The sequence below is a fragment of the Arthrobacter sp. NPDC058127 genome, from assembly GCF_042884555.1.
Taxonomy (GTDB): domain Bacteria; phylum Actinomycetota; class Actinomycetes; order Actinomycetales; family Micrococcaceae; genus Arthrobacter.
This window is the reverse complement of sequence record NZ_JBHVTT010000017.1, coordinates 1-14314: the sequence shown is the minus strand read 5'-3', so window position 1 is coordinate 14314 and position 14314 is coordinate 1. Positions and strand designations below refer to the sequence as shown.

The 14314-nt window shown below is 66.9% G+C and carries 10 protein-coding genes; 4 read left to right on the top strand and 6 right to left on the bottom strand.

The annotated features are described in order from the left end of the window. The first annotated feature begins 227 nt into the window (after window positions 1–227). Window positions 228–1616 carry a septation protein SepH gene (gene sepH / locus ACFVTG_RS18810; RefSeq protein WP_390282410.1) on the top strand — a complete coding sequence of 463 codons (1389 nt, stop codon included), beginning with the start codon at window positions 228–230 and terminating at the stop codon, window positions 1614–1616. Between the two features lie 23 nt (window positions 1617–1639). On the opposite strand, the gene ACFVTG_RS18805 is transcribed toward sepH, so the two are convergent. The 4 genes from ACFVTG_RS18805 to ACFVTG_RS18790 all read right to left on the bottom strand — a co-directional run bounded on the left by ACFVTG_RS18805 (window position 1640) and on the right by ACFVTG_RS18790 (window position 7067). Continuing rightward, a complete protein-coding gene (locus ACFVTG_RS18805; protein WP_390282408.1) occupies window positions 1640–2356 on the bottom strand; it encodes a thymidine kinase in 717 nt (238 codons plus the stop codon). After that, a complete protein-coding gene (locus ACFVTG_RS18800) occupies window positions 2349–3578 on the bottom strand; it encodes an alkaline phosphatase family protein (RefSeq protein ID WP_390282407.1) in 1230 nt (409 codons plus the stop codon). Before ACFVTG_RS18800 ends, ACFVTG_RS18805 begins: the two co-directional genes overlap by 8 nt. After that, window positions 3578–4306 carry a DUF5998 family protein gene (locus ACFVTG_RS18795; protein WP_284752015.1) on the bottom strand — a complete coding sequence of 243 codons (729 nt, stop codon included), beginning with the start codon at window positions 4304–4306 and terminating at the stop codon, window positions 3578–3580. Before ACFVTG_RS18795 ends, ACFVTG_RS18800 begins: the two co-directional genes overlap by 1 nt. A gap of 67 nt (window positions 4307–4373) precedes the next feature. Then, window positions 4374–7067, bottom strand: a complete 2694-nt coding sequence (locus ACFVTG_RS18790; protein WP_390282406.1) for a GNAT family N-acetyltransferase — start codon at window positions 7065–7067, stop codon at window positions 4374–4376. Between the two features lie 54 nt (window positions 7068–7121). On the opposite strand from ACFVTG_RS18790, the gene ACFVTG_RS18785 reads away from it, so the two are divergent. Next, window positions 7122–9659, top strand: coding sequence for a DNA topoisomerase (ATP-hydrolyzing) subunit A (locus ACFVTG_RS18785; RefSeq protein WP_390282405.1), 2538 nt, complete (start codon window positions 7122–7124; stop codon window positions 9657–9659). Window positions 9660–9716: 57 nt separating this feature from the next. Here the strand turns inward: ACFVTG_RS18785 and ACFVTG_RS18780 are convergent, their stop codons facing one another. Next, a complete protein-coding gene (locus tag ACFVTG_RS18780; RefSeq protein ID WP_390282404.1) occupies window positions 9717–10097 on the bottom strand; it encodes a VOC family protein in 381 nt (126 codons plus the stop codon). Between the two features lie 124 nt (window positions 10098–10221). Between ACFVTG_RS18780 and ACFVTG_RS18775 the strand changes: the two genes are divergently transcribed. Both ACFVTG_RS18775 and ACFVTG_RS18770 read left to right on the top strand, forming a co-directional pair. Then, entirely contained in the window at window positions 10222–10740 is a 519-nt protein-coding gene (locus tag ACFVTG_RS18775) for a DinB family protein (protein ID WP_284752011.1), read from the top strand. Window positions 10741–10748: 8 nt separating this feature from the next. Next, window positions 10749–11834, top strand: coding sequence for an NAD(P)H-dependent flavin oxidoreductase (locus tag ACFVTG_RS18770; RefSeq protein ID WP_390282403.1), 1086 nt, complete (start codon window positions 10749–10751; stop codon window positions 11832–11834). Window positions 11835–11841: 7 nt separating this feature from the next. Here the strand turns inward: ACFVTG_RS18770 and cydC are convergent. Further along, window positions 11842–14314, bottom strand: a 2473-nt coding sequence (gene cydC, locus ACFVTG_RS18765) for a thiol reductant ABC exporter subunit CydC (protein ID WP_390282402.1), incomplete at its 5' end; no start/stop codon positions are given.

Below are 14314 nucleotides of genomic sequence, written 5' to 3'. Positions count from 1 at the left end.
CCTGCTCCGGTCTAAGGATGTAACGCAGCAGGCCGCATTTTTGTGCCCGATATCGGGCAGATTGTCCTCCCGGCAGACTCGAATGTCCATACCCCCGGCAACGATCGCCCACGCAAGCGAATGCCGGAAAATCGCGGAATATCGCGGCGCGCCCTTTGTCCTAGTAGGAAAAGGCCCTACCGGGTGGCAGAGTTTCGAATGTCAGATAGGCCATGGTGGAGGATTTTATGCGGGATCTACGGCTGGTTGGCGTCCACGACGACGGCGGACATCTCCTGTTGAGCGGTACCGGCGGCGAGATGTTCCAGCTTCCGATTGATGAGGCGTTGCGCGTTGCAGCGAGCCGGACACCTGCTCAGGTGGCCGCACGTGCCTCGATCACGCCCGTCGCCATGTCCCCCCGTGACATTCAGTCACGTATCCGCAGCGGCGCTACGGCCGCGGAGGTGGCGGAGCTCTCAGGGCTGCCGCTCGCCAACGTGCAGCGGTATGAGGGGCCTGTGCTTGCCGAGCGCGAGTACATCGCCCAGCAGGCCCGCAAAGTCGAAGTCGCCGCCCCGGCCCCCGGCCAGGACGCCTACCGCGCGGCGTTCGGCGACGAACCTGCAAGCCTGGGAGAGATGGTCGCACACCGGCTCACGGCCCACGGGATCGATTCCTCTGCGGTGGAATGGGACTCCTGGCGTCGGACCGATGGCTCGTGGACCGTCGTCGCACGCTTCGAAACCAAGCCGGGCAGCCTGGAGACCATCGGCGAAGAGCCACCCGCGATGTGGACGTTCCATCCCGCCCGCAAATCCATCCAGAACGCCAACCGCTGGGCCCAGCAGCTGAGCGAACTGGAACCCCTCGACGGCCCCGTACCGGCACGGCGACTCGCGGCCGTCTCCGACCGGCCCTTTGACTTCGAGGCCGACGCCGGGACCGCCGCCCGTGTGGCCGCTGCCGCTGCCACCAGGGAAGCCGACGGGCTCCTCGACATGCTGCGCTCACGTCGCGGACAGAGGCTGGGACTTGACGAGGACAGCGACGACGCTTTGGCGCTGCTGCTCAGCAGCGGCGTTCCGGCTGCGCATCCGCGGCACGGCGACATCGAAGACGGACCCGGGGATACGGAAACAGCTGACAAAGAGTCAGCCGACACGGACACGGACGAGCAGGTGGAATCCGAACCCGCCGCCAGCCGCCGTGACGCGCGTGCGTCCATGCTCTCGCGGCTAAGCCTGGCCCCGAAGCACGACGACGAGGAAAACGACTCCCTCCATCTTCACGATGGCGTGAGCACGGATACGCGGGAGATCACGGTGATCCCAAGTCCGCTGCGCCCCGTGACCGTGCTGCGCGGCAGGAACGACAACGACGCCCGGACCGACAATGATGCCCAGACCGGCCACGACGAATCCACGGCCCGGGAAGCAACAGCACCGCGGGCAGGCCTGGACGAACTGCTTGGCGGAGCTCCCCGGCGGGAACGCGAAGAGCCGAGGCCAACGCCTTCCGGCCAGAAGGATGAAGAACCTTCAGATGCGGCGGCGGCCGAGCGCCAGCCGTCAAGGCCAAAGCGCTCCAGCATCCCGAGCTGGGATGACATCCTGTTCGGAACCCGCGGGGACTAGGAAGCTTCCAGTTCCCGGCAGCTTCAGCTGGCGCCGTGCCAAAGGCAAGCGTCGACGTCGAACGGCAGCAACTGGTCCCGGCTCGCCATGAGGTTGGCCCCGTGTGCCGTGACCCGGCGCATGTAGTGCCTGCGGCATAGGGTCTCGTACCCGACGACCGGTTGCGAGGCTTCGATGTGCTCCGGGGTAGCCTCCGCCCGGCCGGCCTCCATGGCAACGTCCCCCACCACGACCTGCTCGCCTTCGACCACCATGATGCCGTCCACGGTCCGCGCATTGTGTGTTGCCCGGCGGCCGCACCAGCAAAGCGCTTCGACCTGCAGGACCTGCACCCTGTCCGCGAGCTCCACCAGACGCTGGGATCCGGGGAACAGCCGGGTACGGAAGTCGGACGTGATTCCGAAAGCGAATACGTCTACGCCCATCTCATCGACCACCCGCGCCAGCTGTTCCACTTGTTCGGGTGAGTAGAACTGGGCTTCATCACAAATCAGGTAGTCCACCTTGAGGCCCGTCGTCCGGCGTCGGACAACCTCGTCCCAGAAATCGGTAGTATCAATGACCTCCACCGCATCCGTCTGGAGCCCGAGCCGGCTGGAAATGACGGAACCGCCGGCCCGGTCGTTGCAACTGAAGCGCACCCCGCCCCGCCCGCGCGCACGGTGGTTGTAGTCCATCTGCAAAGCGAGGGTGGACTTGCCGCAGTCCATGGTTCCGGAGAAGAAAATGAGTTCAGCCACGGCGGCCCTTGGGACCTCCGGCTTGGAAGCAAAGCAGCGGAACTTCGCGCTCCGACTTGGTCAGCGAACCGTGCTGCCCCACCACTTCCAAGGCAGTCGGACGGACGCGGCGGACATCGTAGAGCGCCAAGGCGTCGCGGGCGGCGATCATGACATCCCCGATCCGGGGGGAAACCTCAGCTCGCAGGTCCCCGAAGAGACCTGCCTCAAGGGCCTGCTCGCGGGTGAAGGCCCAGATCCGCTCGCCGAAGCGGGTGCGCCAGGCATCCAACAGGGCTTCCCGGTGACGCTCTCCGGCGTCGGGTTCGAGGTACAGGTGGACCATGCGTGGCTCGCCCGCCGTATGCCGGACCCCGGCAATAAGGGCAGGATCGGCGGAGTAGTCGATGCGCTGTGACTCCGGGACGTCCAGCATTCCATGGTCGCCGGTGAGCAGGATGGTTGTCCCCGCCGGCAGTGACGCAGAGAGCCTCTTGACCGTCGAATCGATTTCTTCGAGCTGGTGCTCCCAGCGATCGGACTGGCAGCCGTAGCGGTGCCCGGCCTTGTCCAGTTCGTTGACGTAGAAGTACATGAGCGAGCGGGTTCCCGCGGCCATTTCCTCCCCCGCTGCTGCCGTTCGGGCATGGAGCGAGGTGCCGCCTACGAACCGGCTTCCGCGGAGCGCCGCGCGGGTCATCGGTGACGCGCCGAACTGGGGCAGGCTCACCGTGACGACGTCGGCGTCAGCAGCAACGCGTTCGAAAATTGTCGGGAACGGCTGCCAGCGCAGGGGGTCGACTCCGGCGTCCCAATTGCCGAGCAGGTTGACCACCTTGTCCTGGGCAGGATCCAGGACGTCATAGCCCACCATGCCGTGTTCACCGGGCGTACGGCCGGTTCCAAGGCTGGCCAAGGACGATGCCGTGGTGGAAGGAAAAGCCGAATCAAGCCACACGGGAACAGCTCCCTGGCCCGCATTCGCAATTGACCTCAGAAACGGGGTGTGGGCAGCCTTCTGCTTTAGGAGGTTGCGTCCCAGTCCATCAGCGAGAACGACGCACACACGTTGCGATGCAGGCAATTGCAGTTTGTTTTCGAAACCGGGCAGGCCCATGCACGCCGCAGCGCTCGTGAAGACCTCGGCGATCGACTTGCTCCCATAAAGCGGCGCGCCGGGAAGCTCAGGGACGGTGCTGGAAACGGGGACGGTGTCCTGGGCGACGGGTTCCGACGTCGCCATCAGCGCTGGTGCCCACGGCTCAGCCGGTTGCCGAAAACGCCCGAGCGGAGGCGCGGAGCCGAGATGGAACCGGTGTGGACCGAAGGGCCGGGAGCGCCGGTGTTCACTGCCCGCAGCGCGCGGGCGAAGATCTTCGCGTCCTGGACAGCCCTGGGTCCGTCGGCCTCGGAGCTGATCCGCAGCACGATGTCCTCCTGGGAGATGGTGCCCGTGTACCCATGGTCGGCTTCGCACTGGGGATCGCCGCAGCTGGCGGGTCCGACATCCAGTCGCTGGCCTCCGGACCAGGCAATGGACAGGGTCAGCTCCCTGACGGGGTCGCTTGGAGTGTAGTTCTGCGGCTGGGCATACATGTAGCTGAGGACCACCGAGCGGATCTGTGCCACGGGCACGGACTCCGTGGAAATCTGGGCGACGATCTGCTCGCCGGCTTCGTCAAGCTGCTGATCGTCGACGTGGGTGATCACCAGCATGTCCTCGGTGAGGACCAGGACCGTGATGTGCCGCCGGACCTCGGCACGGTCGAAATGTGTTTCCAAATGCACCAGGTGCGCAAGGCAGTCACGCCCGTCCAAGGCATCGGCCACAACATCGGCAACAAGGACAGGATAGAAACCGGCCCGTTGAAGTGCCTGGTCCAGGCTCTGCCCCTGCGAGCTGTGGTTGTGTGCTGCGTGGTGCCCGGTGGTAGCCGGACCGGACGGAGGCGTCGGGGACTTCGAGCTCATTCCCCCATTTTCACAGATCGGCTGGGGACTTCATAACCGTCCGGCCCTCTGGCGGTCAACCGTCAGCTCAGCTGAGCATCGCACGGCGGGCACTGTCCGTGCGATGTGCGGCGTTCCCGATCCACACTTCGGCTGCAAGGATTTTCGCGCCCCGGGTCCCGGCCAGGACGGGATTGAACTCCACCAAGGCAATCTCAGGGTGTTCATCCTTGAGGCGGACCAGCCGTGCCCCCAGGTCCTCGAGGGCAGCCACGTCCACGGCAGGCAGCCCTTGGTAGCCGAACAATTTAAGGGAAGCGCGAGGGGCCCTGATGAAGTCGTGGAGATCGGCAGAGGACAACGGAGGTACCCGGTGCGCCCAATCGTCCAAGAGGTTCACGGCGTCTCCCGCCAATCCGAAGGACACCACCGGCCCCAGGAGCGGATCCTCGATGGCGCGGAACGTGCAGGCCTGACCCACGGGAGCCATCGCCTGGACCTCGATGGCGGGCGAACCGTAAGGCTCAAGGGCGTGACGCATCTGCGCGATGTTGCGACGCAGCGAGTCCGCATCCTCGATGTCCAACCGCACACCCCCGAGGTCCAGTCGGTGTCGGAGGGCGGGATCCGTGGTCTTGAGCACCACGGGCCAGCCGAGCAGTTCAGCCGCGGCCACGGCGTCGTCGTCGTTCTCGAACGCAACCGACGGCACCACAGGGATGCCGTAGCGTGACAGCAAGGCCGCACCTTCGCCGTCGTCGAGCCGCACCAATTGCTCCCCCGTGACGGAAGCCAGGAGCCGTTCGATGTGTTGGCGGGTACCCTCGCGGTCGCAACCCGGAGGCTCCACGAACATGCCCTGGTCCCGGTCCAGCCACTTCGCGTATCGGACCACTGCCGCCAGGGCCGCCACTGCGCTGCCCGCGCTCGAGTAGCAAGGAAGGGATGGCCCGGACTCGCCGTTTGGAGCAAGCACGCCATCCAGCTGCACGGAAGCGTCAAGGATCCCCGTGAAGGCCGCTACGACGGGCTTGCCGGCCTCCGCTGCGCATTCGGCAAGCACTCCGGCGATCGCTTCCATCGTGAGGCTGCGGGACGGCACCATGGCCGCCACCACCGCATGCACGGAATCGTCCGCGAGATTCTTCCGGAGGCTGCTCCGCAGCTGCTCCTGCGCTGCGGACATCCCCGCGTCGAGGTCCACGTCGGTGACGATCCTGTCGACGACGAGTCCTTGGGGCGCCGCGTTGTCCGCCACGACCTTCCCGAAGGCCGCGGAATTGCTGTAGACGGCGAGCGCCGGGCCCTTGGGCAAAGGCTGGCTGGAGACGATCTGCGCCACGTCCATGAGCTGTTCAATGGTTTCGACGGCGATGACCCCGGCTTGGCGCATCATCGCGTCCAACGCGGCGGCAGGCGCCAACGTGGTCCTCACCACATGCCCCGGCGGAAGGCGCAGCCCGGTGACATCCGATTTGGCAACGATGACCGGCTTGCTGCGCGACAAGCGGCGGGCCAGTCGGGAGAACTTGCGCGGGTTGCCGATCGACTCCAGGTAGAGCCCGACGGCGACAGTATCGGGGTCGTCCTCCCAGAACTGCATGACGTCGTTGCCTGAGACATCGGCGCGGTTGCCTGCGGAGAGGAACGAGGAAATGCCCAGGCCGCGGCGGCTCGCGGCGGCGTAGACGGAAACCCCAATGGCCGCTGACTGCGTGAACAGCCCCAGTCCCCCGCGCCGGGGCAGGCTCGGGGCCATGGAGGCATTGAGGGAAACGTCCGGGTTCGTATTCACAATCCCCAACGATTCGGGGCCGATCACGCGCATCCCATAGGACCTGGCCCGGCGCACCAGCTCCCGCTGCCTCCGCAGCCCCCGCTCGCCGTCGTCGGCATACCCGGCGGTGGCGACCACAAGGCCTTTGACCCCGGCCGCTCCGCACTCGGCCACGACTTTCGGCACTTCCTCGTAAGGCACGGCAATGATGGCGAGCTGTACCGGCCCGGGGACGTCGGCAATCCGGGCGAAGGACTTCATGCCAGCCAGCTCGAACGCTTCAGGGTTGACGGCATAGACCGCGCCAGTGAAGCCACCCTCCAGGATGTGCTCAAGCAACTGGTGCCCTACGGTCCCCCACCGGCGGCTGGCACCCACCACGGCGATCGACGACGGCGCCAGCAAGTCCCGCACGCTACGGGCCTCGGCGCGGTGCTCCCGCGACTCCATGACGGCGAGGGATTTTTCGGTGGGGTCGATGTTGAATTCGACGCTGACGACGCCGTCGTCGAATTTGCGCGCAAGCTCGTAGCCGGCATCGGCGAACACCCGGAGCATTTTGCGGTTCTCCGGCAGGACCTCGGCGGTGAAGCGGCGGATGCCGTTCTCCCGGGCAGCCGCAGCCAAGTGTTCGAGCAGGATGGAGCCGATGCCGCGGCCCTGCTGGACATCGGAAATATTGAAGGCCACTTCGGCCTCGGCGGGATCATCGAGCCGGTCGTAGCGGCCGACGCCCACGATCTCTCCGCCGATGGTGATGACGAACGCCACCCGGTCCTTGTGGTCCACCTCGGTGAAGCGGCGCAGTTCCTTGCTGGAGAGCCTCGACTTGAACGAGAAGAACCGCATGTAGATGGACGTCTCGGACTGCGCGGTGTGGAATGCCTGCAGCGCATCGGCGTCTTCGGGTGAGATAGGTCTCAAGTGGGCCGTTCCGCCGTCGCGAAGCACGACATCGGCCTCCCAATATTCCGGATATACGCCGGCGCCGGCCTGATCCACCATAGGCTTAGCCTAGCTAAGTCTTCCGCAGTACACGTTTAAGGATCCACCGACTCCATGGCACGAAGCCAAAGTCCCTCCCGCTCGAACGCGGCCCCGGCCGCCGTCGACGGGGACTTCACCGAGAACATCATCGATATCGACGTCACTTCCGAGATGGAAGGCTCCTTCCTGGAGTACGCGTATTCGGTGATCTATTCCCGCGCGCTCCCCGATGCGCGCGACGGCCTCAAACCCGTCCAGCGGCGCATTTTGTACATGATGAGCGACATGGGCCTGCGCCCGGACCGCGGGCACGTCAAGAGCGCCCGAGTGGTGGGCGAAGTCATGGGAAAGCTGCACCCCCACGGTGACGCGGCCATCTATGACGCCATGGTGCGCATGGCACAGGACTTCTCGCTGCGCTTGCCCCTGATTGACGGGCACGGCAACTTCGGTTCGCTCGACGACGGCCCGGCGGCACCGCGTTACACGGAAGCCCGGCTAGCCGCGGCTGCGATGACGATGACCGAGCACCTCGACGAAGACGTGGTGGACTTTGTCCCCAACTACGACAACCAACTCACCCAGCCGGACGTCCTGCCCGCGGCCTTCCCCAATTTGCTCGTCAACGGCACCACGGGCATTGCAGTCGGCATGGCCACCAACATGGCTCCCCACAACCTCGTGGAAGTCATCGCGGCCGCCCGGCACCTCATCGCCAATCCGGACGCCACGCTGGAAGACGTCATGCGGTTCGTGCCCGGCCCGGACTTGCCCACAGGCGGCCGGATCGTGGGGCTGGACGGAATCCGTGATGCCTATGCCACGGGTCGCGGTTCGTTCAAGACCCGCGCCAAGGTGGAAATCGAACAGCTGACCGCCCGCCGCACCGGCTTGGTGGTGACCGAACTCCCCTACATGGTGGGCCCGGAGAAGGTCATCGAGAAGATCAAGGATGCCGTCAACGCCAAAAAACTGACGGGCATCAGCGATGTCATGGACCTCACGGACCGCAAGCACGGACTGCGCCTCGTGATCGAGATCAAGAACGGCTTCAACCCCAACGCCGTGCTGCAGCAGCTCTACCGGTTCACCCCGATGGAAGACTCCTTCGGCATCAACAATGTGACCTTGGTGGATGGGCAGCCGCAGACCTTGGGTTTGCTCCAGCTCCTGCAGGTCTATGTCGGCCACCGCCTGTCCGTCGTACGCCGTCGCACGGCCTTCCGCTTGGGCAAGAAAAAGGACCGCCTCCACCTGGTGGAGGGCCTGTTGATCGCGATCGTCGATATCGACGAGGTCATCCAGATCATCCGCTCCTCGGACGAGGCATCGGCGGCCCGCGAACGGCTGATGTCCATCTACGACCTGTCCGAGATCCAGGCCAACTACATCCTGGAACTCCGCCTGCGCCAACTGACCAAGTACTCGCGCATCGAACTCGAGAAAGAGCAGGAAGAACTTCGCCGGGAGATCGCCGAGCTCGAGGCGATCCTCGCGTCCGACGTGCTCCTGCGCGAGCTGGTATCCGGGGAATTGGCCGAGGTGGCTGAGAAGTACGGCACACCACGACGCACGGTTCTCCTCGAGTCCGAGGCAGTCTCCCCCACCGTCGCCGCAGCGCTCGCGGCAGCCGTCCCGGCGGGCAAGGGCAAGGCCGCCGCGCTCCCGCTCGAGATCCCCGACGACCCCTGCTGGGCGCTCCTCAGCACTTCCGGCCAGATCGCGCGGACCTCCAACCAGGAGCCGCTGGCCGAATCCGGGCCGCGGAGCAAGCATGATGTCTACCGCTCCGTGGTCAAGACAACCGCGCGCGGCGAGATCGGCGCGGTCACCTCGCAGGGACGCATGCTCCGGGTACAGGTCATGGACATGCCGGCGCTGCCGCCCGTTTCCGGCCTGCCCAATCTTGCCGGGGGCGTCGCGGCAAAGGACTTCATCACCCTGCTCAAGGGCGAATCGCTCGTGGCGTTCGTGCCGCTGGATGCCGTGTTGGCCATCGGCACGGTCCAGGGCGTCGTCAAGCGCGTCCAGCCCGACTACCCGCTGAACCGCGAAGACTGGGAAGTCATCGCGCTCAAGGACAAGGACACTGTGGTGGGCGTGGAGCCGGCCCAGGACGACGACGTCGACCTGGTCTTCGTGACCCGGCTTGCGCAGCTACTGCGTTTCAGCGCCTCCGCCGTTCGGCCGCAGGGCCGCACCGCGGGCGGCATGGCGGGTATCAAGCTGGGGGACGGCGACGACGTCATCCACTTCGGCGCGGTGCGCGCCAACGACCCTGCCGCCGTCGTCGTGACGATCGCGGGCAGCAACGGCGCGCTGCCGGGGACCGCTCCGGGCACGGCCAAGATCACCCCGTTCGAGGAGTATCCGGCCAAGGGCCGGGCGACGGGAGGCGTGCGGGCCCACCGTTTCCTCAAGGGTGAAGACACGCTCCTGCTCGGGTGGGCGGGCCACGGCCCGGCGAAGGCGTCATCCAGCGCCGGCGTTGCCCGGGCCCTCCCACAGGAGCACGGCCGCCGCGACGGCTCGGGCGTTCCCCTCTCCCAGCCTGTAGATGCCATCGGTGCGAGCATGGCGTGGGAAGAAGGGAACCCCGGGGAAAATTGACCGGAAGTAGGCTTTGACTGTGACGTCGCGGCTGTGCTTGGGCCTGACTATGCCGGGCTACATCGTCGAGATGCTGAGGATGTTTCCTTCCGTGTCGAGGAACCAGGCTCCCCGTTCTCCGCTCGACATGGTGGCTACGCCGTTTTCGGTTTTCAGGCCCGGGAAGTCGTACTCTTCGAAGACAACTCCGCGTTCCCTGAGGTCGGCCATGTCCTGGTCCAGGTCCGTGCTCTGGAATCCCAACTGGGTGTTCTTGGCGGTCCCGGCATTCGGCGTCTCGTAGAGCAGGAACGCGGTGCCGTTGGCGCACTTGTACATCAGGTTGTCTGTGGCCTCCGGGTTGTCCGGTTCGAGGCCGAGCTTGTCGCGGTAGAAGTCGCGGGCGCGGGCGATATCGCTGGCAGGGAGCACTCCGGCGACGTTTAGATCCTTAAGCATGGCAATTTCACTTTCCAGGCTTCCCCAGCACAAACTTTACTCCTGATCGGTCTGATCAGACCTGGGATGGGCCGCTCGCCGGGCAGTGTGCCCGGATCGGTAATCCGGGCCCTAGACTACTGCCATGCCGATCATTCCCGATGACAAGGACTGGACCTGGGTCCTGTCCACGCCCTGTCCCGAATGCGGCTTCGACGCCGCCACTGTGACCCCGTCCACTGTCCCGGGGACAGTCCTCAACATGCTGCCGCGTTGGCGGGCCGTTCTGCGCCGGGAAGACGCGTCCACGCGCCCGGACGAGCACACGTGGTCGCCCTTGGAGTATGCCTGCCACGTGCGGGACGTCTTTAGCCTCTTCGACCAGCGCCTGAACCTGATGCTGCGGGAGGACGACGCGCACTTCGCCAACTGGGACCAGGACAAGGCCGCGATCGACGGCGACTACGCCAATGCGGACCCCGCGGAAGTCACTGCGCAGCTGGCCACCGAGGGCACTCAAATTGCCAACTCCTTCGCCGCTGTCCACGAAGACGAGTGGCCCCGCACGGGGGTCCGGAGCAACGGCTCGACGTTCACCGTGTTGACGTTTGCCCAGTACTTCCTGCACGACGTCGTCCATCACCTGCACGACGTGGACGGCTAGGCGCCGCGATGTCGTGGAAAGACACGCGGGCAACCCGCCTCTTCAATATTGACCTGCCCATCGTCCTCGGTCCTTTCGGTGGCCTGTCGTCGGTGGAGCTATCGGCCACGGTCAGCGAGGCGGGCGGGCTGGGTTCCTACGGCCTCTACGGATACGATGCGGAACGGATTGCCGCCACGGCCCGCGAACTCAGGACGGCCACCGGGAAACCGTTCGCACTGAATCTCTGGCTCCCCATCGAGGGCGAAGAGCCGCCAACCGCGGATGCCCGGCAGTTCGCCGCCTTTGTGGACATCCTCCGGCCGTATTTCGAGCTGGTGGGCGTGGAGCCACCCGCGCAACCGGAAACCTACCTGCCCGATCTGCAGGAACAGATTCAAGCGGCCGTCGACGCCCGACCAACCGTGCTGAGCTTCGTGTTCGGTGTTCCGTCCGGGGCTGTCATCGAGGAGGCTCACAAGAACGGCATCGTGGTGGTCGGTACCGCGACCACGGTTGACGAAGCCGTGGCCTTGGATGCCGGCGGCGTGGACGCCATCGTCGCCACGGGGATGGAGGCGGGCGGACACCGGGTTTCCTTCCTGCGCGCCCCGGAGGACTCGCTCGTGGGGACCATGGCCCTGGTACCCCAGGTGGTGGATGCCGTCTCGGTCCCGGTCATCGCCGCTGGCGGCATCTCCGACGGCCGTGGGGTCGCTGCAGCCTTGGCGCTTGGCGCGGACGCGGTCCAGATCGGTTCGGCCTTCCTGGTCACGCGGCAGTCAGCCATCAGTCCCGCACACCTGGCCGCGATGCGCGGACCCGACGCCGCCCACACCGTCCTGACCCGCGCCCTCAGCGGCCGCTTGGCACGCGGCATCCCCAACCGGATCATCGCGGAGCTCGCCGATCCTTCCGCGCATGCCCCGTTCCCGATCCAGAACTGGCTGACCGGCAAATTCCGGCCCGCCGCGGCCGAACAGGGAATCCCGGACCTGATGTCGCTGTGGGCCGGCCAATCCACGCCGCTCATCCGGGAGGACGACGCGCGGAAACTCGTGGACAAAATCGTCGAGTCGGTGGACGCCACCCTCGGGCGGCTCGGACAAACGTAACTTCGGGCTAGTTCCCGCGCACCAGCTCCGGGAGCGCCGACGGCGAGCCGAGATCCAGCCGGGAATCTCCCCCGGCGATGTCGGCCGGGTTGTGGGTCACCAAGACCACTGTGACGTCCTTTAGCCCGGCGCGCAGCTCCGCCATCATGAGGCGCCCGGCCTCGGCGTCGAGATGGGCAGTTGGCTCGTCCAGGAGCAGGACAGCTGCCCCGGTGAGGAGCGTGCGGGCCATGGCGAGCCGTTGGCGTTCGCCGCCGCTCAGGAACGAACCCGAGGGACCTATGCGGCTATCGAGGCCACCGGGGAGCCCGGATACCACTCCGGAAAGCCCGACGGCGCCCAAGGCCTTGTACATGTCCGCTTCGGAAGGCTTGCTGCCGGCCGGGCGGGCGAGCAGCAAATTGCCGCGAATCGTGGAGTCGAAGAGGTGGGCCTCTTGGGGACACCAAGCGGCCCTCCCGCTGACGCTGGCCCTCCCGGATGATGCCGGCAGGAAGCCAAGAAGCACGGAGAGCAGCGTGGATTTCCCCGAGCCGGAGGGACCGGTGACCGCGAGCCAGTGTCCGGGGGCCGCTTCGGCGCTGAGCCCGCTGAACACCGGCGCGCCGCCGGGCCAGGACGCTTCGAGGCCATCCAGCAGCATCCCCGCGGAGCCGTCGGGTCGCTCCGGCAACGTCAGCACACCGCCGTCGGCTTCCGGCGTATCGAAGGCCCCTGACCGGGCGATCCGCCGCAGTACCGCGGCCAAAGCCGGACCCTGCCGCACGGCGGACACTGCCGCCCCGTAGGGTTCCGCGAGGGCCAGCTGAACAAGGACGACGACGGCCAGGACGGCCGGCGCGACAGTTCCGGCTTGCACCGAAGGTGCGGCGAGAAGGCCGGCCGCCAGGGCTCCCAGGGTGCAGGCAAGCACGGTCAACCCTTGGCCGATTCCGTCAGCCCACGCGGAACGCTGCGCGGCCGCCGTGGCCGCAGTGTCCCTCCGGGTCAGGGATGACAGGACCGGGCCGGCGACGCCGTTGGCGCTGAGCTCCGCGCGCGCGTCGAGGGCCGCGGCAACGTCGCGCAGCACGAGTGAGCGCAGTTGCTGCTCGGCGCGTGCCGCGTTCCGGTCCGCCACCAGTGCAAGAAGAGGAGCCAGGACCAGGCCAACCACGGCGGTCGTGGCAACCGCCGGTACGGTGGCGGGAACCAGCAGCGCCGAGGCGACCACCGCCGACACCGCGACGGCGAGTGCGGACAGCGGGGGAAGCACGACGCGCGGCAGCACGTCCCGCAGCGTGTCGACATCGTCCACCACCGCTCCGAGGACATTGCCGCCCTGCAGGAGCCGCCGCAAGGACAGGGCGCGCGCGCTGAGATTCGCCCAGAGCGCGCCCCGGAGCCTTGTCATCGCGGCGAAGACTGTGTCGTGGACGACGAGGCGTTCGGCGTACCGCAGCACCGCCCGGCCTATGCCGAAGAACCTGACTCCAACGATCGCTCCAAGCAAGTACAGGATGGGCGGTTGTTCGCTGGCCCGGATAATGAGCCAGCCGGAGAGCCCGGACAACGCCACGGCAAACAAGGCTGCGAGCGCCGCGAGGAGCGTGGCACCGGCGAACTTGTAGCGGACGGGCGCCAGGATCCGCGCCAGGGCCTTGAGCGTGGAGATGCCGGTGGGGGGTTCAATTCCCCCCGCCGGTGCGGTTGCGGGATTCGTGTCCCGTGGAAGCGGAGCTGACGCGGGTGCGGCGGATTCCAGCCCTGCGGGGCCTGCTTGCTCCTGCGCCGCCCTTCGGTCGATCTCCCCGCCGCCGACGTTCCCGCCGTCGACCTTCACTACGTTGTCCGCCAGCTTCCGGGTGGTGGCGTCGTGGGCCACCAGGATGACAGTCGCGGCCCCCCGCAGCCGCGCGATGGCCGAACGGATGGCGTCCGCGGACGCGACGTCCAGGTGTGCGGTGGGTTCGTCGAGCAGCAGGACCGTGGCACCCGCGTCGAGGCGCGCCAAGCCGCGCGCCACGGCCACCCGACGCACTTCGCCGGGGCTCAACTCGGCGGGATGTTTGAACGCGAGGTGCTCCGCGGCGGCCTGCTCCAGGCAGCTCATGGCCCTCGCGGTGTCCGCATCGGCGGTGGATCCGGGGTCCATCGACGCATCGACCTGGGACCCTGGGCCGGGATTGCGGCCGTTCAGGTAAAGGACCACCTCGTCCAGCACCGTGCCGGCAACCATGACGGGATGTTGCGGAACCCAAGCCACCGCGCCGGCGCCCACGCCGGTGACGGAACCTTCGATGGTTGCCAGCGGACCGTCGCCGATCGTGCCGGCGAGGACACCCAGGATGGTGCTCTTGCCCGAACCGCTGCGGCCGTCAAGCGCGGTGATCTGCCCGGCCGGAGCCTTGAAGTCGATGGGCCCGACGGCGGCAGCCACCCTTCCCGCGTACGTCACCGTCAGTCCGGTGACCACGACGCCGGCCGGCGCCCCGCTGCCG